Source organism: Actinomadura sp. 6N118 (assembly GCF_044326415.1).
In the GTDB taxonomy this organism is placed as follows: domain Bacteria; phylum Actinomycetota; class Actinomycetes; order Streptosporangiales; family Streptosporangiaceae; genus Spirillospora.
The window spans coordinates 520,425-544,012 of record NZ_JBIRAZ010000003.1 but is presented as its reverse complement, the minus strand read 5'-3'; the positions used below and the strand labels follow the sequence as shown (position 1 = coordinate 544,012).

25 protein-coding genes and 1 riboswitch are annotated in these 23,588 nt (G+C 69.0%); of the genes, 10 read left to right on the top strand and 15 right to left on the bottom strand.

All coding sequences use genetic code 11. The features are described from left to right. Positions 1–97: 97 nt before the first annotated feature. Genes ACH34W_RS10245 through ACH34W_RS10235 form a run of 3 tightly spaced genes read right to left on the bottom strand, consistent with a single transcriptional unit; the run spans position 98 to position 2,849 of the window. Positions 98–868, bottom strand: coding sequence for an ABC transporter ATP-binding protein (locus ACH34W_RS10245; protein ID WP_395960528.1), 771 nt, complete (start codon positions 866–868; stop codon positions 98–100). Continuing rightward, the gene (locus ACH34W_RS10240; protein WP_395960527.1) at positions 865–1,902 is read right to left on the bottom strand and encodes a FecCD family ABC transporter permease; all 1,038 of its coding nucleotides are present in this window, start codon (positions 1,900–1,902) and stop codon (positions 865–867) included. The genes ACH34W_RS10245 and ACH34W_RS10240 overlap by 4 nt, the downstream gene beginning before the upstream one ends. Beyond that, entirely contained in the window at positions 1,899–2,849 is a 951-nt protein-coding gene (locus ACH34W_RS10235; protein ID WP_395960526.1) for an ABC transporter substrate-binding protein, read from the bottom strand. The genes ACH34W_RS10240 and ACH34W_RS10235 overlap by 4 nt, the downstream gene beginning before the upstream one ends. A 160-nt stretch (positions 2,850–3,009) precedes the next feature. Next, positions 3,010–3,151, bottom strand: a riboswitch (cobalamin riboswitch). A gap of 65 nt (positions 3,152–3,216) precedes the next feature. Between ACH34W_RS10235 and ACH34W_RS10230 the strand changes: the two genes are divergently transcribed. Beyond that, complete coding sequence (locus ACH34W_RS10230) at positions 3,217–3,894, top strand: TetR/AcrR family transcriptional regulator (RefSeq protein ID WP_395960525.1); 678 nt, start codon at positions 3,217–3,219, stop codon at positions 3,892–3,894. Beyond that, positions 3,891–4,271 (top strand): VOC family protein, encoded by a 381-nt coding sequence (locus ACH34W_RS10225; protein WP_395960524.1) that lies wholly within the window; start codon positions 3,891–3,893, stop codon positions 4,269–4,271. Before ACH34W_RS10230 ends, ACH34W_RS10225 begins: the two co-directional genes overlap by 4 nt. Here the strand turns inward: ACH34W_RS10225 and ACH34W_RS10220 are convergent. The 3 genes from ACH34W_RS10220 to ACH34W_RS10210 form a co-directional block, all read right to left on the bottom strand. After that, positions 4,261–5,172, bottom strand: coding sequence for an LLM class F420-dependent oxidoreductase (locus ACH34W_RS10220; RefSeq protein ID WP_395960523.1), 912 nt, complete (start codon positions 5,170–5,172; stop codon positions 4,261–4,263). The genes ACH34W_RS10225 and ACH34W_RS10220 overlap by 11 nt on opposite strands. Before the next feature lie 65 nt (positions 5,173–5,237). Next, positions 5,238–6,515: an ArgE/DapE family deacylase gene (locus tag ACH34W_RS10215; RefSeq protein ID WP_395960522.1), complete on the bottom strand. Its 1,278-nt coding sequence runs from the start codon at positions 6,513–6,515 to the stop codon at positions 5,238–5,240. Next, positions 6,505–7,452, bottom strand: a complete 948-nt coding sequence (locus ACH34W_RS10210; protein WP_395960521.1) for a methionyl-tRNA formyltransferase — start codon at positions 7,450–7,452, stop codon at positions 6,505–6,507. The genes ACH34W_RS10215 and ACH34W_RS10210 overlap by 11 nt, the downstream gene beginning before the upstream one ends. 101 nt (positions 7,453–7,553) lie before the next feature. Here ACH34W_RS10210 and ACH34W_RS10205 point away from each other — a divergent pair, with 101 nt between their 5' ends. Next, on the top strand, positions 7,554–8,852 hold the full coding sequence (locus ACH34W_RS10205; RefSeq protein WP_395960520.1) for a lysine N(6)-hydroxylase/L-ornithine N(5)-oxygenase family protein: 1,299 nt from the start codon (positions 7,554–7,556) through the stop codon (positions 8,850–8,852). A 20-nt stretch (positions 8,853–8,872) separates the two neighbouring features. After that, positions 8,873–9,607: an aspartate/glutamate racemase family protein gene (locus ACH34W_RS10200; protein WP_395960519.1), complete on the top strand. Its 735-nt coding sequence runs from the start codon at positions 8,873–8,875 to the stop codon at positions 9,605–9,607. Between the two features lie 106 nt (positions 9,608–9,713). Here ACH34W_RS10200 and ACH34W_RS10195 read toward each other — a convergent pair whose 3' ends face one another. From ACH34W_RS10195 to ACH34W_RS10180, 4 genes are read right to left on the bottom strand one after another with little or no spacing between them, the layout of a single operon-like run. Continuing rightward, a complete protein-coding gene (locus ACH34W_RS10195) occupies positions 9,714–9,866 on the bottom strand; it encodes a hypothetical protein (RefSeq protein WP_395960518.1) in 153 nt (50 codons plus the stop codon). 46 nt (positions 9,867–9,912) lie between these two features. Beyond that, positions 9,913–10,092 (bottom strand): hypothetical protein, encoded by a 180-nt coding sequence (locus ACH34W_RS10190; protein WP_395960517.1) that lies wholly within the window; start codon positions 10,090–10,092, stop codon positions 9,913–9,915. After that, entirely contained in the window at positions 10,089–10,268 is a 180-nt protein-coding gene (locus tag ACH34W_RS10185; RefSeq protein ID WP_395960516.1) for a helix-turn-helix domain-containing protein, read from the bottom strand. The genes ACH34W_RS10190 and ACH34W_RS10185 overlap by 4 nt, the downstream gene beginning before the upstream one ends. Continuing rightward, on the bottom strand, positions 10,258–11,031 hold the full coding sequence (locus tag ACH34W_RS10180; protein WP_395960515.1) for an ATP-binding protein: 774 nt from the start codon (positions 11,029–11,031) through the stop codon (positions 10,258–10,260). The genes ACH34W_RS10185 and ACH34W_RS10180 overlap by 11 nt, the downstream gene beginning before the upstream one ends. Before the next feature lie 151 nt (positions 11,032–11,182). Here ACH34W_RS10180 and ACH34W_RS10175 point away from each other — a divergent pair, with 151 nt between their 5' ends. The 4 genes from ACH34W_RS10175 to ACH34W_RS10160 all read left to right on the top strand — a co-directional run bounded on the left by ACH34W_RS10175 (position 11,183) and on the right by ACH34W_RS10160 (position 12,831). Continuing rightward, a complete protein-coding gene (locus ACH34W_RS10175; protein ID WP_395960514.1) occupies positions 11,183–12,043 on the top strand; it encodes a helix-turn-helix domain-containing protein in 861 nt (286 codons plus the stop codon). Next, positions 12,040–12,240 (top strand): DUF397 domain-containing protein, encoded by a 201-nt coding sequence (locus tag ACH34W_RS10170; protein ID WP_395960513.1) that lies wholly within the window; start codon positions 12,040–12,042, stop codon positions 12,238–12,240. The genes ACH34W_RS10175 and ACH34W_RS10170 overlap by 4 nt, the downstream gene beginning before the upstream one ends. A gap of 93 nt (positions 12,241–12,333) precedes the next feature. Continuing rightward, positions 12,334–12,540: a DUF397 domain-containing protein gene (locus tag ACH34W_RS10165; protein WP_395960512.1), complete on the top strand. Its 207-nt coding sequence runs from the start codon at positions 12,334–12,336 to the stop codon at positions 12,538–12,540. A gap of 90 nt (positions 12,541–12,630) precedes the next feature. Further along, positions 12,631–12,831, top strand: coding sequence for a DUF397 domain-containing protein (locus ACH34W_RS10160; RefSeq protein WP_395960511.1), 201 nt, complete (start codon positions 12,631–12,633; stop codon positions 12,829–12,831). A gap of 9 nt (positions 12,832–12,840) precedes the next feature. Here ACH34W_RS10160 and ACH34W_RS10155 read toward each other — a convergent pair whose 3' ends face one another. Both ACH34W_RS10155 and ACH34W_RS10150 read right to left on the bottom strand, forming a co-directional pair. Next, a complete protein-coding gene (locus tag ACH34W_RS10155; protein ID WP_395960510.1) occupies positions 12,841–13,140 on the bottom strand; it encodes a hypothetical protein in 300 nt (99 codons plus the stop codon). Between the two features lie 550 nt (positions 13,141–13,690). After that, positions 13,691–15,709: a hypothetical protein gene (locus ACH34W_RS10150; RefSeq protein WP_395960509.1), complete on the bottom strand. Its 2,019-nt coding sequence runs from the start codon at positions 15,707–15,709 to the stop codon at positions 13,691–13,693. 228 nt (positions 15,710–15,937) lie between these two features. Between ACH34W_RS10150 and ACH34W_RS10145 the strand changes: the two genes are divergently transcribed. Beyond that, positions 15,938–19,303: a DUF4132 domain-containing protein gene (locus ACH34W_RS10145; protein ID WP_395960508.1), complete on the top strand. Its 3,366-nt coding sequence runs from the start codon at positions 15,938–15,940 to the stop codon at positions 19,301–19,303. Positions 19,304–19,320: 17 nt separating this feature from the next. On the opposite strand, the gene ACH34W_RS10140 is transcribed toward ACH34W_RS10145, so the two are convergent. The 3 genes from ACH34W_RS10140 to ACH34W_RS10130 are packed head-to-tail and all read right to left on the bottom strand — an operon-like array spanning position 19,321 to position 22,287. Then, entirely contained in the window at positions 19,321–20,139 is an 819-nt protein-coding gene (locus ACH34W_RS10140; RefSeq protein WP_395960627.1) for an ABC transporter ATP-binding protein, read from the bottom strand. 26 nt (positions 20,140–20,165) lie between these two features. Beyond that, a complete protein-coding gene (locus ACH34W_RS10135; protein WP_395960507.1) occupies positions 20,166–21,239 on the bottom strand; it encodes a FecCD family ABC transporter permease in 1,074 nt (357 codons plus the stop codon). Between the two features lie 4 nt (positions 21,240–21,243). Next, positions 21,244–22,287, bottom strand: coding sequence for a FecCD family ABC transporter permease (locus ACH34W_RS10130; RefSeq protein WP_395960506.1), 1,044 nt, complete (start codon positions 22,285–22,287; stop codon positions 21,244–21,246). A 218-nt stretch (positions 22,288–22,505) separates the two neighbouring features. Between ACH34W_RS10130 and ACH34W_RS10125 the strand changes: the two genes are divergently transcribed. Continuing rightward, positions 22,506–23,549, top strand: coding sequence for an iron-siderophore ABC transporter substrate-binding protein (locus tag ACH34W_RS10125; protein WP_395960505.1), 1,044 nt, complete (start codon positions 22,506–22,508; stop codon positions 23,547–23,549). The last annotated feature ends 39 nt before the right edge of the window (positions 23,550–23,588 follow it).

The window sequence follows — 23,588 nt, the reverse complement described above, 5'->3', positions numbered from 1 at the left end:
TGACGCGTTCTTCCAAGCATCGGCCCAGCACCGGCCGCCGCACCGGGGCGGCGGCCGGTGCACGACCTTGTCCAAGGTCAGGGACGCTTTTCCAATTTCATGGGCGCTCCAGGGAGAGGTTCGGACGGCCCTCGGGCCCAGGGGAGACGCGCACGCGCGCGTCGAAATGCTCTGAGATCGCCGTCGCCGTCAGCACCTCCGAGGGTGGACCGGCCGCCGCCACCTGACCCGCCGACAGCAGGATGAGGCGATCCGCGTACTGCCCGGCCAGCGTCAGGTCGTGGATCGTCGTCACCACCGTCAGCTCGTCGGCCAGCCGGAGCTGGTCGATCAGTTCCATGACCTGCTGCTGGTGGCCGATGTCGAGCGCCGTGGTCGGCTCGTCGAGCAGCAACACCGAGGTCTGCTGCGCGAGCGCGCGGGCGAGCACCACCCGCTGGCGCTCGCCACCGGACAGATGGTCGAGGGGACGCGCGGCCAGCCCGGTCAGGTCCAGGCGTTCGAGCACCTCGGACGCGACCGCCCGGTCATGCGTGCTCTCGCGGCCCAGGTGCGGGATGTAGGGGGAGCGGCCGAGCAGCGTGTAGTCGAAGACCGTCATGCCGACCGGCAGGTTGGGGATCTGCGGCGCGTACGCGACGACTCGCGCGCGCTGGCGCGGCTTGAGCGTGCGCAGGTCGGTGCCCGCCACCTCGACCTCGCCGCGTCCGGGCCGCAGGCCGAGGATCGCGCGGAGCAACGTGGACTTGCCCGCGCCGTTCGGCCCGATGACGGCCGTCCACGACCCGCCGGGCACCTCCAGCGAGACGCCCTTGAGCACCGGACGGCCGTCCAGTTCCACGTTCAGGTCCCGTACCGCGATCGTCATGTGTCCACCTGCCTGCGGGTTGCGCGCAGGATGACCACGAAGAACGGCGCGCCCACGAACGCCGTCACCACGCCCAAGGGAAGCTCCCCGGGGGCGACGACCGTACGGGCGACGAGGTCGGCCAGCTCCAGGAACGCGGCGCCGAGCAGCAGCGAGAGCGGGAGCACCACGCGGTACGAGCCGCCCGCGAGCCGCCGCACGGCGTGCGGGACCACGATCCCGACGAACCCGATCAGGCCGCTGACCGCCACCGCGCACGCCGTGGCCAGCGACGCCGCGATGAGCACGATCAGCCGCACGCGCGCGGCCGACACACCCAGCGAGTTGGCCTCCTCCTCGCCGACGCTGAGCACGTCCAGCAGCCGCCCGTGCAGGAGCAGCACGACCGTCGAGACGAGCGCGTACGGGGCGATCATGGCGAGCGTGGGCCAGTCGGCCAGGCCCAGCCCGCCCAGGATCCACGAGAAGATCCGCTGCAGCTCCTCCGCGTTCGCCTGCTGCAGGAACGTCTGCACGGCGGCGAGGAAGTTCGACACCGCCACCCCGGCGAGCACGAGCGTGGCGGCGCCCGGCCCGTTCCCCCGGCCCGCCGTGCTCCCGAGCGCGTACGCCAGGAACACCCCGGAGATCGCGCCGACGAAGGCCGCGAGCGGGATCGCGAACGCCGGGTCGCCCGGGACCACCACGATCACCAGCGTGGCGCCGACCCCGGCCCCCGCGGCGGCGCCGAGCAGGTACGGGTCGGCGAGCGGGTTGCGGAAGACCCCCTGGTAACCGGCACCCGCGATGGCCAGCAGCCCGCCCACCATCGCGCCCAGCAACACCCGGGGCAGCCGCAACTCGAACAGCACGTTCCGCTCGACGGTGCTCAGTCCCGAGTCGGCGTCGACGAACGGCACCCGGTCGAGCAGCGCCTTCACGACGCCGGTCACCGGAAGGTCGGCCGCGCCCACCAAGAGGGCGGCGAGCATCGTCGCCGCCAGCACCGCGACGGCGCCGCCGAACTGAAGAGGCCGCAGCCGAGCCGGTGTCACGCGCCGGCGGACGCCTTCTGCACCGCGGCCCCGATGACCTTGACGAACTCGGGCAGGCGCGGGCCCCAGCGGGAGGCGATGTCGTCGTCGAGGGGGATCACGCTCTTGTCCTTGACGGCGGTGAGGTCCTGCCAGCCGCTCCGCTTGGCGACGGCTGCCTCGTTCTGCCCGCAGCACTTGGTGTCGGCCAGGAAGATGAGGTCAGGGTTGCTCTTGAGCAGGTATTCGCGGGACAGCTGCGGGTAGCCGCCGGCCGCCTTCTCGGCCTTATCGGCGACGTTGCTCAGCCCGAACAGCCCGTACACCTGGCCGATGAACGTCTTGGACGTCACGGTGTGGAGCTGGTTGTCGAGCTCGTGGTAGTAGCTGAGCTGCTTCCCGGCAGGCTTGCCTGCGGCGCCGGGCTTGGCCGCCGCGACGGCCTGCTGGATGCTCGTGCGCATGCCGTCGGTGAGCTTCTTGGCGTCGGCTGCGCGGCCGGTGGCCTGGCCCAGGTCGGTGATCTCGTCGTACGCCTCGTCCAGCTTGGTCGGCGCGGGCTCCAGCAGGACGGGGATCTTGACCTTGGTCAGCGCCTTCACGATGCCGTCCAGGTCGTCCGACAGCACCACCAGATCGGGCTTGTACCCGATGATCGCCTCGGCGTTGGGCTTGAAGCCCGAGAGCTTGGTCTTGGGCACCCCGGCCGGGAAGGTGGAGTACTCGTCGGCCGCGACGACCTGTTTGCCCGCGCCGATGGCGAAGAGCGTCTCGGTGTGGGTCGGGGACAGCGACACGATCCGCTTGGGCGTCGCGGGGATCGTGACCGCGCCGTTGGCAGCCTGGACGGTGACCGGTTTGCCCGCGGCGCCGGAGGCCTTGTCGCCGCCGGACTCGGTCGTGTCGCCGCACGCGGCGGCGGACAACGCCATCACACCGACCAGAACGGCGGCGCGCAGGGAACGCACGTGCCTCAGCGCGAGCCTCGGCGCAGGCCTCAGAGCGGGCCTCAGCGCGGGCCTCAGCGCGGGTTTCACTGCGGGTCTCGGTGCGGGTCGCAAGGGGGCCTCCAAGGCTGGCCGGAAGGCGTGACCCGTGGGAGACGGATCGCCCCTTCCGCGAGGGTCGAGTGTCATCGGCGCGTGCGGAGGCGACCTGGCTCGGCCGTTCGGGAGGGAATCCTCGAAGGGCATCACAGTTGCGGGACAGCGCCGGGATCACACCGGACTTCGCTCCATGACGCGCGTGAACCGCAACGTTAGCAGCAGCCGCCGGAGCCCCTCGTCACGGCCTCGAGCTTGACGGAGTGAGTACTCACTCCGTAGCCTCCCCGGCATGGTGGAACGACCGACCCGCCGCCGCGCGCCCGGCATGAGCCCCGAGCAACGCCGCGAGATGATCATCCGGACCGCGCTGCCGCTGGTCGCCGAGCACGGCACCGCCGTGACCACCGGCCAGATCGCGCGCGCCGCCGGCATCGGCGAGGCGACGATCTTCCGCGTGTTCGCCGACAAGGACGCACTGCTGGACGCCTGCGTCGCCGAGGCCCTGCGCGCCGACCACGTTCTGGCGGAGCTCGCCGACATCTCCCTCGACCAGCCCCTGCCCGCACGGCTCCGCGAGGCCGCCGCCGCGATGGAGGCCTACATCGAACGTCTGGGCCTGGTCATCGGCGCCCTGCACGCCACCGGCCGCCACGACCGAGGCCGCCACGACCGAGGCCGTCACGCCGGCGGCGGAGCGGAGGGCCCCGGGGGGTCTGGGGAGTCGGCACCCCAGAGCGACACGGCCGCCCTCGATCGCGACTCGGCCATGAGGTCGACCGTGGAGGCGCTGACGGAGCTGTTCGAGCCAGAACGCGACGTGCTGCGGCTGCCTCCGGAGCAGATCGCGGCCATGTTCATGGGCCTGGTCTTCGGCCGTGCCCGTCCGCCCGCACAACCCGTCCCGTCCCTGGAGGAGACGCTCCAGGTGTTCCTGTACGGGGCGCTCGCCGAAGGAGAACGAGCATGACGATCAGCCTCAACCACACCATCGTCCCGGCCGCCGACAACGAGGAGGCCGCCCGCTTCTTCGCCGCCGTCATGGGCCTGGAGTTCACGGGCCCCCACCCGTACGCCCCGCACTTCGTCCCCATCAAGGTGAACGACGGGCTCACGCTCGACTTCGTGTCCGCGCCGGACGAGCCGGGCCACCATCTGGCGTTCGATGTCGACCCGGCCACGTTCGACGCCGTCCTGGCACGCCTCCGCGAACGGGGCGCGCCCTTCGGCGACCATCCGGCTCATCCTGACAACGGCCGTGTCGACGGGAACCACCCCTTGGGCGCCAAGGGGATCTACTTCGCCGACATGACCGGCAACCTCTACGAGGTCATCGCTACCGATTGAGCGACTTGAGGAAGTCACGGGTGCGGGCGGCCTCGTCGCGCGGCAGGAACTCGCCCGCCACGAAGTCGGTGACACCGGCCTTGGCGAGCTCGTCGAGCTTGGCGCCGACCGTGTCCTCGTCGCCCACGATGGCCAGGTCGGCCGGGCCGTCCGCGCCCTCCCGGTCCATCATCGCCCGGTAGGACGGCAGCGTCCCGTACACCTCGAACGCCTTGGCCGCCCGCTCCTTCGCCGCCGCGACGTCGCCCGTGACGCCCACCGGCAGCACGCACACGATCCGCGGCGCCGGGCGTCCCGCGGCCTGCGCCGCCGCCGTGATCGTCGGTGCGATGTGCTCGCGCACGGTCGTCGGCCCCGTCATCCACAGGATGGTGCCGTCGGCCCGTTCGGCGGCGAGCCCCAGCATCTTGGGCCCGAGCGCGGCCAGCAGGACGGGCACCCGGCCCTCGTTCGGCACCGACAGCGCGACCTGCGCCTGGACCGTCTCGCCGCTGAACGAGGCCGGCTGCCCGTCCAGCAGCGGCAGCAGCACCGACAGGTACTCGTCCATGTGCCGCAAGGGCCGCCCGAAGTCGTAGCCGAACATGTCCTCGATGACGACCTTGTGCGAGAGCCCGATGCCGAGCGTCAGCCGCCCCGACCCCAGCGCGAGCGCGGTCGTGCGGGACTGCTGCGCGAGCGTCGCCGGGTGGCGCGGGTAGGTCGGTACCACGGCGGTGCCGAGCTCGATCCCGGGTACCTGGCTGCCGGCGACGGCCAGCGCCGTGAGTGCGTCCAGGCCGAAGATGTTCGACAACCATGCGGAGGTGAACCCGTCGTCGGCCGCCCGCCGCACGTCGTCGGTCAGCTTGACCAGCGCCTCCGGGCCGGAACGTTCTCGCAACGACACGCCGATACGCACAAGGACCTCCTCGGTTGCACGAATGAACTATCCGATCCTGTCACACGCCGCATCGACGCCGTCGCTCAGGAGGTCCCGCAGTGGTCGACGGCGAGCAGGGCCAGCGTCTGTGCGGCGGTGGCCACCTCGTCGATCGACACGCATTCGTCCGGAGCGTGCATGCGGTCGATGTCGCCCGGGCCGTACTGCACGGTCGGGATACCGCCGAGCCCGGTGAGGAGGCGCAGATCGCTGCCGTAAGGGGCACCCCACGACGCGGGCGCCGCGCCCGTCACCGCGATGTGCGCCTCGGTGAGGCGGCTGAGCAACCCGCCGTCCTCCTCGGGCAGGCGGCCCGAGGCGAAGCTGCCTCCCCACCACTCGACCTGCACCGGATGTTGCGACAACCAGCCGTCGGAGGCACACGCCTCGGCGACCGCCTGTTCCAGCGCGTGCCGGGCGGCGCGGGTGTCCTCGCCGAGCGCGACGCCGAGGCGGCCCTCGGCCACCAGATCGCCCGGGACGGTGGACGACCAGTCGCCCGCCTGCACGGTGCCGATCTCGATCGCGTACGGGATGGTCCAGCGGCGCATCAGCGGGTCGACCTCGGTGTTGCGCCCCGCCTCCAGGGCGCGCAGCGCGGCGAAGACCGGCCAGAACTTCTCGATCGCGCTCACACCGGAGTCGCGCTGGGCGGCATGGGCCGACCGGCCCGGGACACGCAGCCGGAACGTCAGGGCACCCGCGTTGGCGGGGACCAGCTCCAGACCGGTCGGCTCGGGGATCACGCACGCGTCGGCGCGCCAGCCCCGGCGCAGCAAGGAGTACGTGCCGAGGCCGCCGTCCTCCTCGCCCGCCACGCACGCGACGAGCACGTCGCCGCGCAGCCGGACGGGCAGGCGGCGCAACGCCCGCACCGCGAACAGCGCGGCGACGAGACCGCCCTTCATGTCGCAGGCTCCACGCCCGTACACCAGGCCGCCCTGGACGCGCCCGCTGAACGGATCGTCGCTCCAACTGGAGAGTTCGCCGGGCGGCACGACGTCGACATGCCCGTTCAGCATCAGCGAGCGGCCGCCACCCACCCCGGGGAGCCGCCCGACCAGCCCCATCGCCTGCGTGCGCGGCGCCTCCATCCCGGGGAACGCGGGCTCGGCGGCGACCTCGTCCACCGGGATGTCCCAGTGGTCGGTCTCCAGTCCCTCGGCGCGCAGCCATTCGGCCAGCCGGTCCTGGATCTCGGACTCGGCGAGCGAGCCGCCGACGCTCGGGATGCGGACCAGCTCGGCGAGAAGCGCGGTCATGGCGGCGGTCTCCTCCTTGACCGTGGCCGCGATCTCCGCTCGTACGTCGTCAGGCGCCATCGGTGAGGTAACCGCCCATTTTGCGGAACAGCTCGCGGGCTGGGAGGTCCTTGCCGTCCTCGGTGCGGACGCGTTCGATGACGAGCCCGTGGTTGCGTCCGCGCCGCGCGTCGGCGCCCGCGACGATGACGACGCCGTCGCCCTCGGGGATGAACACCCGGCCGGGAGTGCCGCCGTAGATGCCCTTGGAGACCGAGGCCTTGAGCACGCGGATGCGCTCGCCCTTGTAATAGGTGAAGGCGTTCGGGTACGGGTCGGACTGCGCGCGGACGAAGCGTTCCAGGTCTTCCGCAGGCCACGTCCAGTCGATGGCGCTGTCCTCGATGGAACGCTTGTGGAAGAAGCTGGCCTTCGTGCGGTCCTGCGGTGTGAACTTCGCCTCACCGGAGGCGATGAGGGCGAGCGACTCCTGCACGATGGGGCCGATCAGGTCCACGGTCCGGTGGAACAGATCGGTCGCGGTGTCGGCGGGCCCGACCGGGACGGCGCGCTGCAGCACGATGTCGCCGGCGTCCAGCTCGTCGTCCATCATGTGCGCGGTGACGCCGACTTCGCTCTCGCCCGCGATGAGCGCCCAGATGATGGGGGAGAAGCCGGCGAACTTGGGCAGCAGCGAGTCGTGCACGTTGAGGGTGCCGTGCCGGGGCAGGTTGAAGATCTCCGGCGGGATCCAGGTGCGCCAGTTGTTGGCGACGATGAGATCCGGGTCGGCCTCCTTGAGCCGCATCATCAGCTCCTCGTCGTCGGGCCGGTTGCGCAGCAGCACGGGAACACCGTGTTCCTGCGCGAGGTCGGCGACCGAGTCGCTCCAGATCTTCTCGTACGCGTGGTCGCTCTTCGGGTGCGTCACGACCAGGACGACCTCGTGCTCGGACTCCAGAAGTGCCTGCAGTGTGCGGTGCCCCCAGGTCTGGTAGCCGAACATCACGACCCGCATGGTGCCTCCTTGTGAGGGGGAAGAGGACAGGTTAGGCTCGCCTTCATTAGGTGAGCCTAACCTAAACGCTTTGAGCGCGCCCCCTCCCGGAAAGGCCCCCCATGTCCCTCGCCTCGACGCATGTCCACGATCTGGTCGGCATCGGTTTCGGACCCTCGAACCTCGCCCTCGCGATCGCACTGCGCGAGCACGGCGGCGAACCGATCGACGCGGTCTTCTTCGAGAAGCAACCGGCGTTCGGATGGCATCGCGGGATGCTCATCGAGGGCACGACGATGCAGGTCTCGTTCCTCAAGGACCTGGTCACCATGCGCAATCCGGCGAGCAAATACAGCTTCCTCCACTACTTGCAGGACAAGGGCCGCCTGGTCGACTTCATCAACCACAAGACGATGTTTCCGTCGCGGATGGAGTTCCACGACTACCTGGAATGGGCGGCGTCCTCCTTCACCGACGAGGTCGAGTACGGCGCCGAGGTAGTGGCCGTCACCCCGGTCACGCACGACGGCACCGTCGAGGCGTTCGACGTGCTGGTCCGCGCGGGCGGCTGCGCCGACGAGCTCACCACCCGCCGCACCCGCAACCTCGTCATCGCGGCCGGCCTGGAGCCGTTCCTCCCCGAGGGAGTCGTCACCGAAGAACGCGTCTGGCACAGCGAAGACCTCCTCGACCGGCTCCCCACCCTCCGCGACCCCAAGCGCGTGATCGTGGTCGGCGCCGGCCAGAGCGCCGCTGAGGTGACCGACCACCTGCACAGCACCTTCTCCGACACCGAGGTGTGCGCCGTCTTCGCCAAGTACGGCTACACGCCCGCGGACGACAGCTCGTTCGCCAACCGCATCTTCGACCCCATCGCGGTCGACCACTTCTACGAGGCGTCCGAGCCCGTGAAGGGGATGCTGCGCGACTACCACGCGTCCACCAACTATTCGGTAGTGGACCTAGACCTCATCGACGAGCTCTACCGTCGCCACTACCAGGAGAAAGTCCAAGGGGTCGAACGCCTCCGCATCATGAACGCCTCCCGCCTGGTCGACGTGGCCAAGACCCCGGACGGCATCCGGGCCACCGTCCACTTCCTGCCCACCGGCGAACGCACCGTCCTCGACGCCGACCTCCTCGTCTACGCCACCGGCTACCGCCCCGGCGACCCGCTCACCCTTCTAGGCGAAGCGGGCAAGTACTGCGACCGCCTCCCCGAGGGCGGCCTCCGCATCGAGCGCGACTACCGCGTCGCGACCTCCGACGAGGTCCGCTGCGGCATCTACGTGCAAGGCGCCACCGAGCACACCCACGGCATCACCTCGACACTCCTCTCCAACACGGCCGTGCGCGCAGGCGAGATCGCAGAGTCCATCGCCCTCCGCAAGAACCAGCCGTCCTACGCCCTCTCCCGCTGATCCCTTGGCAGGATGGAGAAATGGACACGGCTCGACATTTGGGAATTCTCGCCCACAGCACGGAGGGCGCCGCGCTCAGTTTTCTCTCGTACTGCCAGGAGGGCTTCGAGCGCACCGGCCGCCACGAGCAGCCCGACGTGACCATGGACTACATCGCGTTCGGCCGCAGCATGCCCGCCTGGGACGCGGGCGACTACGCGACCGTGCGCAAGACCCTCTCGACGAGCGTTGACCGCCTCGCGCGTGCGGGCGCGGAGTTCTTCGTCTGCCCCGACAACACCGCGCACATCGCCTTGGAGGAACCGGGGCCGGACCTCGCCCTGCCCGGACTGCACATCGCCGAGGTGCTGGCCGACGAGGGGGCACGCAACCGCTTCACCTCGGTAGGCGTGCTCGGCACCAAGTACACGATGGACGGCCCGGTCTACCGCAGCGCTCTCGGCGCCCGCGGCATCGCGGCCGAGATCCCGGATGAGAAAGACCGGCTGATCGTCAACCAGATCATCTTCGACGAGCTGGTGAACGGCGTCTTCACCGACGAATCGCGCGCCGAGTACGTACGGATCATCAAGGACCTGGCGGCGCGGGGCTGTGACGCGGTGGCGCTGGTGTGCACGGAGATCCCGCTGCTGGTGACGCCAGAGAGCTCACCGCTGCCGACGCTGGACTCGACACGGCTTCAGGCTCGTGCGGCGTACGAGGTGGCCTCTGGCGAGCGCCCTCTCCCGACTTGGCGCGGTGGGCCTGTGCGATGACGCCAGAGACCGCAGCGGTGCGAACGACGCGGTGTAGCCGGAACGGTCTGGCCTGAGACCGCCGCCGTCGAGGCACCCAGGATGATGCCGCTGCCCAGGTAGGACATCATGCGGCGTGGGTGTCGGTGCCGCGTTCGGCGAGCCTGTGCCCGTCGACGTATGCCTGGTTGCGCTTGCGCGCCTCAGTCACCGCTTCCTCGCCGCCTGCCGCTGCGACGACGTCGGCGCGGACCTGGCTCCACTTGGGGAAATTCGTCATTCGCCACCCACCTCCGCGCGTACCAGAGCTCCTACGCCCTCTCCCGCTAGTTCCGGACGAGCGTGAACGTGAGCGCTGCGGCAACGTCGAGCCCGACACCGACCGCGAGTGCCAGCAGAAGCGGAGCGCCGGTGACCAACGCCAGCGCGAGCCCCACCAGGCTGCCGACCACCACGACCGCAAGGTTGATCGCAATCGCCACGGCGGGATCAGATGAGGAGGTCATCGAGGGGTCCTTCCTGTGAAGCGGTCCACGTCTTCACGGTGGAAGCGCAGCCGGCCCGACGGGGTACGAACGTACGGGAGAAGACCCCGGGCCGCCCAGCCCGAGACGGTGGATGAGGAGACCCGGAAGATCCTCGCCACCTCGGCCGTGGTCAGCAGCTCGGGATCACCCTGCATCGAGATCTTCTCCGCACTGGACGATGGCTTCTGCGGCCTCGGTCAGATCCCAGGTCGGGAACGTCACCGTCCCACGCGGCGGAAGCGTGACCGAGAACGTCTCGCCCCGGGTCCACACGGTGATCCCGGCGCGGACCGACAGGACGGCGATTCCCCAGCCGTGACAGTGGTGCAGCGGGCCCATCCCACGTGCCGCGAGGGTCGCCGCCAGATCGTCCGTCGCCTGATGAGCAGCTCGGCGCGGGGCTCTCCAGGCGACCGCCGGGACCGGAACGGTGAAGAAGACGACCTTGCCGGGAGCCGCATCCAGTCGTGACCGGGTACGGTGCACGCCCCAGCTCCCACCATGTTCGGCGGCCAACGCGGCGACGACCTCCAGCCCCCGCCCGCTCTCCGCTCCCGCCTCAGGCCGTCGCGGCATGGCACCTTTCCAGGGCACCCGATCGAAGACCTTGACCACGAGCTCCGGCCGATCGCCGCGCCGGTAGAGGTACAACTCCGGCACGAACGCCGCTGGCCCACGCAGTGGGTTGCGTCCGCCCAGCGCATGCGCGAACACGTTCGTGGCCAGCTCGGACGCCATCGTCGCCGAGTCGCGGACCAACTCCTCGGACGACCCCAGACCGCGCATCGTCTCGCGCACCCGCGCTCGCGCCACGCCCGCACACGTCTCGTCCGGCGGCAACGCCCACACCATGCACCCGCCGTCCAAGTTCGCCGTCCCGGGCCCAGGGGCCGGACCGGTCGGGGGGACCCGCATCACGATCACCACCTAGCCCAGCCCCGTTGCCGGGCGTATCGACACCGTTGCCCAGTGTGGCAGTCGGTAGATTCTCGTGTAGTAGAAATTCGAATCCTGATTTCAGATTCCAGAACGCCAGGTCCCTCGGAGTGCAGGGTGGGAGGGTGGATACATGCCTGAGATCCATGCTGACGGCTACAGCCCCACGATCAAGAAGCGCGCGCTCAGCAGGAAGCTGGTTGCGGCTCGTAAGGAGGTCGGGCTCACCACGACCGATGTGTGCAATCAGCTCGGTTGGAGCCCGAGCAAGCTCAACTACATCGAGAAGGCGAAGTGGATCGAGCCCAACAGCGATGCGGTGGCCGACCTCTGTGAGGTGTACGGGATTGAGGAGGATGATCGCGATGCGCTGATTCGGCTAGCTCGCGAGGCCCGGCAGCGCAGTTGGTGGACCAGGTATAACGACGTCTTCCAGAACGAGTTCCCCGGCTTCGAGTCCGCTGCCAGCTCAGTCAGAACCTTCCAGAACACCTTTCTCCCTGGGCTGCTGCAGACTGCCGGTTACATCGAGGCCGTGACCATCGCCGCTGGTATCGAGGATCCGGCCGAGATCAAGCGTCACGTGAGCGCTCGCCTTGAACGGCAGAAGATCCTTGCGCGCGCGGACAACCCTTGCCAGTTGCATGCCGTGGTGGATGAGAACGCGGTAATCAGGGTCGGCTCCACCAAGGTCCGCCAATCACAACTGCTGCATCTCCTGGAGGCGGCCGAGTATCCCCATGTGACGCTCCAGGTAGTGAGCACCGAGGTGGGCCCCTATCGAGGAGCCGGTGAGTCCTTCACCTATCTAGGCTTCAATGACCCCGCTGAGCGCGACATCGTATACCTGGAAACTACAGTCGATGGTCGACTTCTTGAGGAGAAGGGCGAGCTGCGGCGTTATATGGATAGATTTGATCGATTGTGTACAGTTGCGCTGTCCCCGGAAGCAACCCGGACCTACTTGAGTGAACAGGTGGAGATGGCCACATGACGTGGACGAGGCTCACTTGGCGTAAGAGCAGCCACTCACAGGGGGGTGGTGCCGATTGTGTCGAGGTGGCCGGGGCGGTGGGGTCATGCGCTGTCCGGGACTCCAAGGATCCCAACGGCCCTGTTCTGAGGTTTGGTCAGGAGGAGTGGGCCACGTTTCTCAACTCTGTCAAGAATGACGGCCACGACCTGCCATAAGCCTCAGCGCTACAGGGTCAGGTTCGAGACATTGTGTGCGGCCGCTCTCTCGCCGGAGGCGACCTTCGCCCGCCTGCAGGAAGGGATCGACTGATGCTGATGGACCTCTCAACGGTCATCTGGCGGAAGAGTAGTTACTCAATGCCTGCAGGTGAGGACTGTGTCGAGGTCGCGTGGGCCGCGCCGGTGCATGCGGTCCGTGACTCCAAAGATCCAGACGGCCCGGTGTTGGCCTTCGGCCATGAGGGGTGGGCCAGTTTCCTCAGCTCTGTCAAGGCCCATGACCACGACCTCCCGTGAGCCTCGGCGCTAAACGGTGAGGTACGAGCCGTTGTGCACGGTTGCCCTCACTCCAGAGGGGACGAACTCGCCAGAAGGGGCGTAACTTCGATGAGCCTGTCCCGAACTGCCTGGCGCAAGAGCAGTCACTCCCGGCCAGATGGCGATGACTGTGTTGAGGTCGCCAGGTTGGCCGAAGCATGCGGCGTACGCGATTCCAAGGACCCCGGCGGCCCGGTGCTGACCTTCACCATGGGCGAGTGGGCTTGCTTCCTCGGCGCGATCAAAGCGGTAGGCCACGACCTGCCATAAGGTCTGGGCTCAGTTCCACAGGGTCGCTTCCAAGCGCGTGACCTCCTTGGGCGTCCGTTGCAGGGCGTCCTCGGTGGCTTGAATCAGGCGGCGAAGGCTCGCACGGAGCCGGTGACGCTGGTCGATGAGCTCACGTTCGAAGGCATCTGCGGCGCCACGTTTGCCGCTCACCCATACCTGACGGCTGGCCATCCGCCTGATCGGCTTGTCCAGCGCGCGTTCGGCGTATTCGGCGTCCTGCCTGAGACTGCGCAGCAGCCGCTCCAGCTCCTGGTACTTCGGGTTAGGCACCATGTCGGGAGTCGTCATGCTCGCCGATCCTCCCCCTCGGTGGCGGAGACGCCGGAACCCCGGCATTCTATGTGCATGCCGAGGCCTCGCTCTAGCCGCGTGAGCACCCTCGTTCTCCTGACGGCGTTTGCCCTGTCGGCCTGTGGTGACGACAAACCCGACGGCCCCACCGTCGCCGAAGCCGACAAGACCCTCCACGACCACATCGCCGAACTTGTCGGTGTTGGGGTCGGCAATGTCCGGAATCTCAAGATCATCGACCCGGGTGGCAAGAACATTCCTTGTGGCGAGGGTAGGGCTAAGCGGACCTATGCGGTAAGTGGCGACAAAAAGGATCCCAAGCGAGACAACATCCATCGGTCCCCCCGAGATCAGGCGACTCTACTCCTTGGCCTACTGGAGAACCACATCGGTGGATATGACCTCACTTACGACAAGCCTGGTGAGCCGATCTTGAAGCTGCGAAATCCGCAAACTCGGACAAGTCTCACTATCGAGGTGCCTACCCAAGGGGTGGTACGAGTCGGAGGTAGTACTGACTGTCTCCGTGACCGTTAAGTGGGTGGCCCTATTCGGACTTCTCCCACAACCGCGCTGTATCGCTCGCGTCCTTCGCCTTTCCCGAGAACGCACCTGAGGCGTTTACGCCGACTTGACCGAGTGCCGCATCGCTGTCGCCGCCTCGGCCGTTGGCCTCCAGCCATGCCAGGTAGTTGTCGAGGATCTTGGGGTTCTTGGTCATCTCGTCGTAGGGGATGAGGCCCTCGTCGTTCCAGAAGAGGTGGCCGGGGTGGGGGAGCTTCGCGTCGGCCGGTTTCACCTTTAGGGGATAGCCGCCCTGGAGGAGGCGCTGGACCATGGCGTGCTGGAGGCCGAGTGACATCTGGAGTTCCTTGTCCTCCAGCATGCTGAGCCGGGTTTTCTGATCGGCCTTGTCCTTGATGGCGTCGAGTGTCTGTCCGGACTGTTTGGTGACCACGTACCAGATGGCCTCGACGGCCTGTGCGCCGGCTTCGCTGACGGGCAGGCCGCCTACGAAGACGTCTGCAACGTCGAAACCCAGGTCGGCGAGCGTGCGCATCATTTCGCGGTTGCGGGCGTCGCGTTCGTCCAGGTCGCCTTGGACGGTCTTCTGGGCTTGGGTCTGGAGGCCGCTGACGTAGCCGAGGGCTTGCATGATGCGTTCTAGGCCGGGGGCGTCTGGGCGGATCTTGCCTTGTTGTTTGGCGATTTCGATGTGGATGCCCAGGCGCACCAGACGGTGCGACAGGCGGCCCATGCCCTGGTCGAGGAGTGCCATGTGTTCGGGGGAGTCGGCGAACAGCTTGAGATAGGCGTAGGTGTCCTGCGGGCTGAGGCTGAACATCGGCTTGAGGCCGGGCGTGTGGGTCTTGACGTTGCCGAAGGCGGTGTCGGTGACGCGGTCGTCGAGGTTGGCGCCTTCGGTGATCTCGGTGGCGTAGGAACCGGCGATGCGGGCCAGTTCGATGCGCATCGGGTCAGGGAGGCGGTCGGACACTTCGGGGAGTGCGGTCATTACGGCGAAGGCAAATCGTGCGGAGTGTGAGCTGTGGGCACCGTCGGTCTCGTCCTTGGCGCCCGCGCCTGCGGAGAGCGCCCGGCCGAGTTGCTGGGCGGTGGCCTCGTCGAGGCTGGCGATCCGGGTGAACGTGGCGAGGGTGTGGCCGAGGTCGGGCTGGTGGGGCGGTGTCAGATCGCCGGGAGTGCGCCCATTGGGCTGGGGGAAGGTGTGCGCGACGCCTTGGAAGGCAAGTCGGGCTGCCACCGGGTTGTTGCTGAGTGCCTGGAACATCCGCTGCAGGGTGTGCCAGTCGGTGGCAGTCAGGTCTGGGCGGGCCGTCGCGCCGCCTGCGGTGAACTGCTGGTAGGCCGGTTCGAGGGCGTGCAGGCGGGCCAGTGCGACCAGCCATTCGGGTGGGAACGATCCGTATGAGACGAGTGTGGCGACGCCTTGCCGGTCGGCCACTGGGAGATTCTTGTCGAACATGGCCTGGGTGACCGTGCCGAAGCCCGGCACGTCCATGCCGCCGGACACGGCACTTGCGAACGCCTCGCCGGTCTCGCGCAGCTGTCGTGCGACGTGGCCGTCGCGGCCGTGTGCCTCGATGAGGGCGGGTAGCCGGCGGGTGAGCTCCGGGCCGAGCCTCGCGAAGAACGCGGCGGCGTAGTCGGCGTCGAAGCGGTATGTGCCCAGTTCGTTGAGGATGTCGTGGTAGTCGCTCGATTTAAGGAAGCGGGCGGCGAGTTCGGCGCCCATCTGCCTCGCTCGGGAGGGAGAAAGGATGAGGGATTCGTCGACCGAGGCGAGCCCGGGTTGGGACGAGTCGTCCAGCGCGATCGCCAGGTCGCGGCGCCGGGTCAGCATCGGCAGCTGCTCGTCCACCCAGGCGCACACCTGGTCGATCTCCCGCAGTGCGGCGGTGTCGATGCCGTAGCGGGCCAGCCTTGGCCGGTAGGGCCCCATCGCTCCGGCGATGTCGGCGTGGCCACGGCGGAACTCGTTGATCAGCCCGTCCATGAGCGTGGGGTCGATGCCGCTGAACCCTGGTGGGAACGGCGTGCTCATCCGGCACCACCCCGGTGACTGTCCCGTGCGAGCCCCTCGCCGCACCCGTACCGCCACGGTTAGTGCATCGGGGTACAGGTGGTCAAGGCGTCGCGTTGTCTCCAAGTGGCCCGCCTTCGGCCAACGAGGGGACATTCCGGTCAGCTGTGGTGGCGGCCCAGTGCCGGGTCCACCGCGGACACCAGCCAGATCGCGGATTGTCGGGCGGGTGGCCTACGGTGTGGCGGCATGGTTGATCAACATCTCCCGGTGCGGGATGAGGATGTTCTGGTGCTTCCGGCCGAGTTGCGGCGGCAGCTGCATCCGCGGCGAGGCGGCCACCCCGGGCCGGCGATCAAGGCCGACAAGGGGTCCGCGGCGCGGCTTTGGGCGCGGTGGAGAGCCGGGTGGCCGGACCCCGAGTCGCTGATCGCCCTGGTGGCACCGGGCGGACACTGGGCGGACGCCGCGCGAAGGTACCTTGCCGGTGAGGCCGACCCGGCCGGGGCGGCGGCGGTCGCCTTGATTCCGTGGAAGGTCGCGCGGACAGTACCCGGCAATTGCGGGAAGCCGAACGACTGGATCTGGAAGGGCGGCGCCTGGGTCAACAAACGTGGCATCTCGGACAAGCAGCTTGATGGGCGCGAGGACGACTGGGTCCGGAGTGGTTACGGCGGCTGGTCCAAAGGGAGCATGCCCGAAGATCTTCTGGAGTTGCAGAGCGCGCTCGTGGACGCGTGGTGCGTGGAGCATGGCGTGGCGTTCGCGGCCTGCGCGCTGGTCGAGCTGAGCACGGTCGGGGCGACCTGGGTCGCCGGCTCGAAGGTCAAGTTCCGGACAGGTAAGAAGCCCTGGCTCGGCCTGGAGGGCGCACGGCGCATGCGCACCCTGCTGGCGGCGGCCGATGACCGCGACTACGAGGAGGCGGTCGAAAGGCTGGCGGAGCACCGCCGGACCCTCCATCAGAAGGTCGTCACGTCCTACCTGGTGCCGGCGCGGCAGGACTGGCTGGACGACTGCCAGGAGTGGCTGGACGGCGGCCCCACCTGGCAGCTGGAGTGGCTGCATATTGCGATCGCCAGCACGAAGCGCCTTGCAATGGACAACACGCTGGCCCATGAGGAACACCCTGTGGGTCTGCTCGTCACGCTGGCCGACACCGCCGGGGCGGACACCCTTCCGCTGTTCGCCCGGGGCCTGGACGGCCACGCCGACGACGTCGAGCGCAAGCGGCTGCTCAAGGTGATCGGCCTGATGCCCTTCGACGAGACGTTCCAGGTGCTGCTCGATCGTGTCGATGGTCAGCACGTCAAGCCGGCGCTGACCACGGCGATGACGAGGTTCCCGGCGCGGGCGCTGCGGATGCTGGCCGCGGCGGGCGCCACCGACCTGCTCGCCGGTCACGTTCAGGCCCACCCGGATCTGGCCGCGGCGATGCTGGCCGATCTGCCGGGCGAGTCCCGTGCGCTCGTCGAGAAGGTCACCGCGGCCGCCATGCGGATACCGGAAGCGGAGCCGGATGACCTGCCAGGGCTGCTCGTCCAGCCGCCGTGGACCCGCGAGCGGCAGAATCCGGTGGTCATTCCGGGTCTGGAGCCGCCCGGCGAGGTGACGATGAGCTGGGCACCGGGTGAACGGGAGGCCTGGAACACTCCCTTCCAGCCGGAGCTTGACGCGGCCGCCATGGACTGGGAGGAGGCTGCCCGAAGATTCCGATCCGGAGGCTACTCCTGGCAGGAGGAAATCGAAGTACTGCTGCTGGGACCAGAGGATGTGGTCCGGCCCTTGCTCGCCGACTGGGGGAGCGGCTGGTTGCCCATCCACTGGAGGAAGCGCGTGGCGAGCCGATTCCCCGAGGACGTCGTGGGAGTGACGCTGGCCGCCGCCAAGCGGTTCCCTGAGGAGTGCGGAGAACTTCTCCTCCCGTATCTGAACGCTGAGGTCGCAGCGCTGGCGGCCGACTGGCTGGCCACCAGGAAGCTGACCCGGCGGACGGCGATCGACTGGTTCGACCGGCATGGCGCCGACGCGGCCCGGATGCTCTTTCCCTCCGCACTCGGAAAGCCCGGGAAGAAGCGCAGGCAGGCCGAACGAGCGCTGCGGCTGCTAGCCTGCCGGGTGGGTGCCGAGAAGATCGTGGCGGCCGCGCGCGACCTTGGCGCGGAGGCGGCGAACGCGATCGAGGCGCTGGTGGCCGACCCGCTGGATCACATCCCGGACCCGGTGCCGTCCGTGGGGGGCTGGGCCGTCCCGGGTGCGCTCCCGCAGATCCTGCTGCGCGGCCGTGAGCGGGCGCTGCCGGTCGCGGCGGCCGGTCACGTGATCACAATGCTCGCGATGTCGAAACCGGACGAGGTCTACGCGGGCGTCGAGGTGATCCGAGGACTCTGCGACAGCCGTTCCTTGGCCGAGTTCTCCTGGGCGTTGTTCGAACGCTGGGAGCAGCACGGCGCACCGGCCAAGGACGGCTGGGCCATGGACCAGCTCGCCTGGCTCGGCGACGACGAGACGGTCCGCAGGCTGGCCGCCGCGGTCCAGGTCTGGCCCGGCGACGGCGGCCACCAGAAGGCGGTGCGGGGCCTGGACGTGCTCGCCGCGCTCGGCACCGACCTGGCGCTCATGCACCTGCACGGCATCTCGCAGCGGGTGAAGTTCAAAGGGCTCAAGTCCCGGGCCCAGGACAAGATCGCGGAGATCGCAGGGAACCTCGGCCTCACGACCGAGCAGCTCGCCGACCGCACGGTGCCGGACTTCGGGCTGGACGATGACGGAAGCATGACGCTCGACTACGGGCCGCGCCGCTTCACCGTCGGCTTCGATGAGGCGCTCGTCCCGTTCGTCCTCGACGAGGACGGCCACCGGCGCAAGACGCTGCCCCGTCCGAGTGTGAACGACGACACCGAACTCGCCCCCGCCGCCCATCAGCGCTTCTCCTCGATGAAGAAGGTGGCGCGAACCGCCGGCGCGGAACAGATCCGGCGCCTGGAGCGGGCCATGGTCGCGCGACGGCGGTGGAGCGCGGCCGAATTCCAGGCCCTGTTCGTCAAGCATCCCCTGGTCTGGCACATCGCCCGCCGCCTCGTCTGGCTGGCCGAGGAGGACGGCACGACGACGGCCTTCCGGGTCGCCGAAGACCGCACGTTCGCCGACGTCCACGATGACGCGTTCACGCTCCCCGAGACGGCGACGGTCGGCATCGCGCATCCCCTGTGCCTCGGCGACGATCTCGCCGCCTGGCGGGAGACGCTGGAGGACTACGAGATCCTGCAGCCGTTCCCCCAAGTCGAAAGGGGGACCTACGCGCTCACCGAGGCGGAGCGCCACAGCGACCGGCTCGCCCGCTTCGAGGACCTCACCGTGCGCACGGTGCGGGTCCTCGCCCTGCGCCACCGTGGCTGGGAGCGCTCCGGTTTCGGGCTCTCCCGCGTTCTGCCCGCTGGTCGGAGCGTCGTCCTTGAGGTGAACCCGGGTCTGCCCTTCGGCAGCCCGGACGACGAGCCGGAGCAACGGATCGATACCGTCCAGCTAACCGATGGAGCCCTTTTCGGCGACCTGGACCCGGTGACCGCCTCGGAGATCATCGCCGACCTGACGTCGCTTAAGGGAACGCCCTAGACGTGCTGGAGGTCGAGTCATCGGTGGTGGCGGCCTATGGGGATGACCAGGGGGGTGCCGCTGACGGGGTCGGGGGTCACCTGGCAGCGCATGCCGAAGACGTCCTCGACCAGGTCCGCGTCGATCACGTCGGCCGGGGGGCCCTCGGTCACGATGGCGCCGGACTTCATGACGATGAGGTGGTCGGCGTAGCGGCACGCCTGGTTGAGGTCGTGCAGCACCATGACCACCGTGCGGCCGTCGTTGCGGTTGAGGTCCACGACCAGGTCGAGCACGTCGATCTGGTGGGCGAGGTCGAGGAAGGTCGTCGGCTCGTCCAGGAGGAGGATCGGGGTGCCCTGCGCGACGGCCATGGCGATCCAGGCGCGCTGGCGCTGGCCGCCGGAGAGCTCGTCGATGGGCCGGTCGGCGTGCTCCAGCATGGCGGTGGCGCGGAGGGCCTCGGTGACGGCGTCCTCGTCGCCGGACGACCATTGGCGCCACCAGGTCTGATGGGGGGAACGGCCCTGGCCGACCAGGTCGGTGACCGTGAGCCCCTCGGGAGCGATGGGGGACTGGGGGAGGAGGCCGAGGCGCTGGGCGACCTGGCGCGTCGGCATCGAGTGGATGGAACGGCCGTCGAGATGCACCGTGCCGCTGCGGGGGGACAGGAGGCGGGCCAATGCGCGGAGGAGGGTCGACTTGCCGCAGGCGTTCGCGCCGATGATGACGCTGATCTGGCCGGAGGGGACGGTGAGGTCGAGGTCCTCGACGACGACGCGGTCGTCGTAGGCGAGCTTCAGGCCGTTTGCTCGCAGGTCGGGAGCAGGGAGGGTGTCCTGTGCCGGGGCAGGCATGCGGGACTTGAGGAACGTCACAGGTTTCAACCTCCAGAGCCGGCGCGGTTGGCCCGGGCCAGTTGCCACAGCAGGAACGGTGCGCCCAGGACGCCGGTGACGACGCCGACCGGTATCACCATGTCGGACAGGAGCCGCTGGCTGATCAGGTCGCTCACCAGCACGATGGCCGCGCCGGTGAGCGCGGCGGCGGTGAGCGGCGGTGCGGGTGTGCGGGCCAGCCGCTGGGCGATCTGCGGCGAGGACAGCGCGACGAAGAGGACGGGACCGGTGGCGGCTGTCGCGAACGCGGCCAGAGCGGACGCACAGAGAACGAGGGCCAGGCGGGTGCGCTGTACCGGGGTGCCCAGCCCCGCGGCGACCTCGTCACCCAGCAGCAACGTGCGTTGCAGACGGGTGAGCAGGATCAGGATCGGCAGTGTGAGGAGGAGGGCGAAGGCGAGTGGGCGTGCCTCGGCCCAGCCGCGGTCGTTGAGGCTGCCGACGAGCCAGCCCACGATCTTCTGTGCCTGGTAGAGCTCCATGCGGCTGACCAGGTAGACCGTGACACTCGTGCACATCCAGCTGATGCCGATGCCGACCAGGACGATCCGGTAGCCGGTCGTGCCGCGGTTCCAGGCCAGCAGGTAGATCAGCACCCCGGCCGTCAGCGCGCCCGCGAGCCCGAGCGTCTGCGAGCTCAGCCCGCCGCCGATGCCGAACGCGACGCCGGCGGCCACAGCGGCTCCGGCGCCTTGGGTGATGCCGAGCATGTCCGGACTGGCTAGTGGATTGCGCGTGACCGTCTGGAAGACCGCCCCAGCGGCGCCGAACGCGGCGCCGCTGAGCAGCGCGACCATGGCGCGGGGCAGGCGTAGCTCCCTTACCGCGAAGAGCGTCGCGGGGTCGCCACTGCCCCAAAGCGCGGGCACGACGTCGGGCAGCGCGACCGGGAAGTCGCCGCTCCCGAACGCGATCGCTGTGCAGAAGACGCCGAACGCGACTGCGGCAAGCGTCAGCCACACGAGGATCAGGCGCGGGCGCACGACTCCGGAGACGGCGGGATGCGCTATGCGGAACGTGGCGCGGCCCGGTCTGCGGGCGGCGTTGATACCGAGCATGGGGCTACAACTCCGCTAGCCGGCGGCGGCGGACCAGGGCGATGAAGAAGGGCGCTCCGAGGAACGCCGCGACGAGGCTCACATCGATCTCCTGCGGGCGGGCCACGACGCGGCCGATGATGTCGGCGGCGAGCAGCAGGCACGGCGCGACCAGCATCGAGCCGGGCAGCAGCCAGCGATGGTCGGGGCCGGTGATGAGCCGGACGACGTGCGGCACGACCAGGCCGACGAAGACGATCGGCCCGACGACGGCGGTGATGGTGCCGGTGAGGAGGGTGACGGCCAGCGCGGCGCGCAGCCGGACCAGGCCGAGCCGCCGGCCGAGCGCCACCGCGACGTCGTCGCCGAGGGCGATGCTGTTGAGCGCCGTCGCGGTGCTCAGCGCGAGCAGCGCGCCGGCGGCGAGGAACGGCGCGATGCGCAGCAGCGTGCCGCCATCGTGGCCGGTCAGCGAACCCGACGACCAGTAGCGGTAGCGGTCGAGCGCCTCGGGGTCGGTCAGCGCGATGCCGCTCGTCAGCGAGTCGAGCAGGTAGGTGACCGCTATTCCGGCGAGTGCGAGCTTGACCGGTGAGGCGCCGCCGCGTCCCCGGCTGCCCAGCAGGAAGACGACGACGGTCGCGACGAGCGTGCCGCCGAACGCGAACCAGATCGAGCCCATCAGCGCGGTGATTCCGAACACACCGACGGCGACCACCGTGCCGAACGCGGCGCCCGCGGTGACGCCGAGCAGGCCCGGGTCGGCGAGCGGATTGCGGGTGAGGCCCTGCATGACCGCGCCCGCCAGCCCGAGGGCCGTTCCGGCGAGCACGGCGACCAGCGTGCGGAACATCCGCGTGCTCCGGACGATGGCCTCGGTCTCCGGGTCCACGCCCGGATGGTCCGGGTCGAAGAGCGCACGGACGACCAGGTCAAGGGGGATGGAGCGGCTTCCGATCGCCAGCGACGCGAGACACAGCACGACCAGCGCGACGGCGGCGGCGGTGACGAGCAGCGGGCGCCTCAACGGGCGGGGCGGAGGCGCCGTTCCGGCGGCCGGGGAGGCCACGTCCCGCCCTGTGTCTTGCCCTGTCACTGTGTCTTGCCCTGTGCGCACGGGTGCCGTGCTTTCACGTGTCACAAAGATCCGATCTGGCCGTTTTAGGCAAGGCATACCTCAGTAACCGGCGGTATGCAAGGCCTCCGCCGGGATTGAACATAGGTAAGGCTTACCTTAGTATCGCCGCCGACTGGCGTTCGACTCGAGCCCGAAAAAAAGAGGAAGCAATGTCTCGACCCCCCAAGCAACTCGCAGGCGTCCGGCGGGCCAAGCGCCTGCTGACGGCGTTCGCCGCACTCACGCTCGGCATGACGCTCGCCGCGGGCTGCGGCGACTCGGACTCCACCGACAAGGCGGCCGGCACGGCCGCACCGGGCGCCGCCGGAGGGTCCTTCCCCGCCACGGTCGAGCACATGCACGGCACGACGACCATCAAGAAGAAGCCGGAGCGGATCGTCACGATCGGCCTCAGCGACCACGAGCCCGTGCTCGCCCTCGGCTACAAGCCGGTCGGCGTCGTCGACTGGTTCGAGCGCAAGCCGTTCAGCGACTGGCCGTGGGCCAAGAGCGCCTGGGGCGGGACCGAGCCGACCGTCCTCGGGCTGCGCGAGGACGGCGTCAAGATGGAGAAGCTGCTCGCGCTGAAGCCCGACCTCATCTTCGCCATGTACGCCGGGATCGAGAAGAAGCAGTACGACCAGCTGTCGAAGATCGCTCCGGTGGTCGCCCAGCCGAAGGGCTACGACCCGTACGCCGCGCCGTGGAAGGACTACACCCTCCTCGCCGGCCGCGCGCTGGGTGTGGAGCCCAAGGCCAAGCAGCTGATCAGCGACATCGACGCGAAGTTCGCGCAGGTTCGCAAGGACAACCCGCAGTGGGCGGGCAAGACCGCGGTCTCGGCCGACAGCTTCAAGGCCGGTGCCTACTCGGCGTTCCAGAAGGGCGACCCCAAGTCGGCGTTCCTGGCCGACCTCGGCTTCACCGTCCCCGAAGAGATCACCAAGAAGGCCGGCAAGTCCAACGTCGTCGACTTCGGCTCTGAGGGACTCAACATCCTGGAGGTCGACCGGCTGGTCTGGCTGACCACCGGCAAGGAACCGCACGCGCGCATCAAGGCCGACAAGGTCTACAAGGAGCTCAAGGTCGCCAAGGAGGGCCGCGACCTGTTCCTGACCTACCAGGACCCGCCGATCGGCGCGGCGCTCTCGTTCTACACCGTCCTGAGCATTCCCTACGCGATCGAGCAGATGGTCCCGCTGATCAAGAAGTAGTCCCGCTGCGCAAGAAGTAACGGGACGCGAACGACGACA

Excerpts from the sequence above, each read along its gene's own strand:
- ACH34W_RS10165 (WP_395960512.1), top strand. The coding sequence starts at position 12,334 with ATGCTGATGGACCTCTCAACGGTCATCTGGCGGAAGAGTAGTTACTCA.
- ACH34W_RS10140 (WP_395960627.1), bottom strand. The coding sequence starts at position 20,139 with ATGCCTGCCCCGGCACAGGACACCCTCCCTGCTCCCGACCTGCGAGCA.
- ACH34W_RS10185 (WP_395960516.1), bottom strand. The coding sequence starts at position 10,268 with ATGCAGGGTGATCCCGAGCTGCTGACCACGGCCGAGGTGGCGAGGATC.
- ACH34W_RS10155 (WP_395960510.1), bottom strand. The coding sequence starts at position 13,140 with ATGACGACTCCCGACATGGTGCCTAACCCGAAGTACCAGGAGCTGGAG.
- ACH34W_RS10205 (WP_395960520.1), top strand. The coding sequence starts at position 7,554 with ATGTCCCTCGCCTCGACGCATGTCCACGATCTGGTCGGCATCGGTTTC.
- ACH34W_RS10160 (WP_395960511.1), top strand. The coding sequence starts at position 12,631 with ATGAGCCTGTCCCGAACTGCCTGGCGCAAGAGCAGTCACTCCCGGCCA.
- ACH34W_RS10150 (WP_395960509.1), bottom strand. The coding sequence starts at position 15,709 with ATGAGCACGCCGTTCCCACCAGGGTTCAGCGGCATCGACCCCACGCTC.
- ACH34W_RS10210 (WP_395960521.1), bottom strand. The coding sequence starts at position 7,452 with ATGCGGGTCGTGATGTTCGGCTACCAGACCTGGGGGCACCGCACACTG.
- ACH34W_RS10125 (WP_395960505.1), top strand. The coding sequence starts at position 22,506 with ATGTCTCGACCCCCCAAGCAACTCGCAGGCGTCCGGCGGGCCAAGCGC.
- ACH34W_RS10190 (WP_395960517.1), bottom strand. The coding sequence starts at position 10,092 with ATGACCTCCTCATCTGATCCCGCCGTGGCGATTGCGATCAACCTTGCG.
- ACH34W_RS10170 (WP_395960513.1), top strand. The coding sequence starts at position 12,040 with ATGACGTGGACGAGGCTCACTTGGCGTAAGAGCAGCCACTCACAGGGG.
- ACH34W_RS10135 (WP_395960507.1), bottom strand. The coding sequence starts at position 21,239 with ATGCTCGGTATCAACGCCGCCCGCAGACCGGGCCGCGCCACGTTCCGC.
- ACH34W_RS10145 (WP_395960508.1), top strand. The coding sequence starts at position 15,938 with ATGGTTGATCAACATCTCCCGGTGCGGGATGAGGATGTTCTGGTGCTT.
- ACH34W_RS10195 (WP_395960518.1), bottom strand. The coding sequence starts at position 9,866 with ATGACGAATTTCCCCAAGTGGAGCCAGGTCCGCGCCGACGTCGTCGCA.
- ACH34W_RS10230 (WP_395960525.1), top strand. The coding sequence starts at position 3,217 with ATGGTGGAACGACCGACCCGCCGCCGCGCGCCCGGCATGAGCCCCGAG.
- ACH34W_RS10215 (WP_395960522.1), bottom strand. The coding sequence starts at position 6,515 with ATGGCGCCTGACGACGTACGAGCGGAGATCGCGGCCACGGTCAAGGAG.
- ACH34W_RS10200 (WP_395960519.1), top strand. The coding sequence starts at position 8,873 with ATGGACACGGCTCGACATTTGGGAATTCTCGCCCACAGCACGGAGGGC.
- ACH34W_RS10225 (WP_395960524.1), top strand. The coding sequence starts at position 3,891 with ATGACGATCAGCCTCAACCACACCATCGTCCCGGCCGCCGACAACGAG.
- ACH34W_RS10175 (WP_395960514.1), top strand. The coding sequence starts at position 11,183 with ATGCCTGAGATCCATGCTGACGGCTACAGCCCCACGATCAAGAAGCGC.
- ACH34W_RS10245 (WP_395960528.1), bottom strand. The coding sequence starts at position 868 with ATGACGATCGCGGTACGGGACCTGAACGTGGAACTGGACGGCCGTCCG.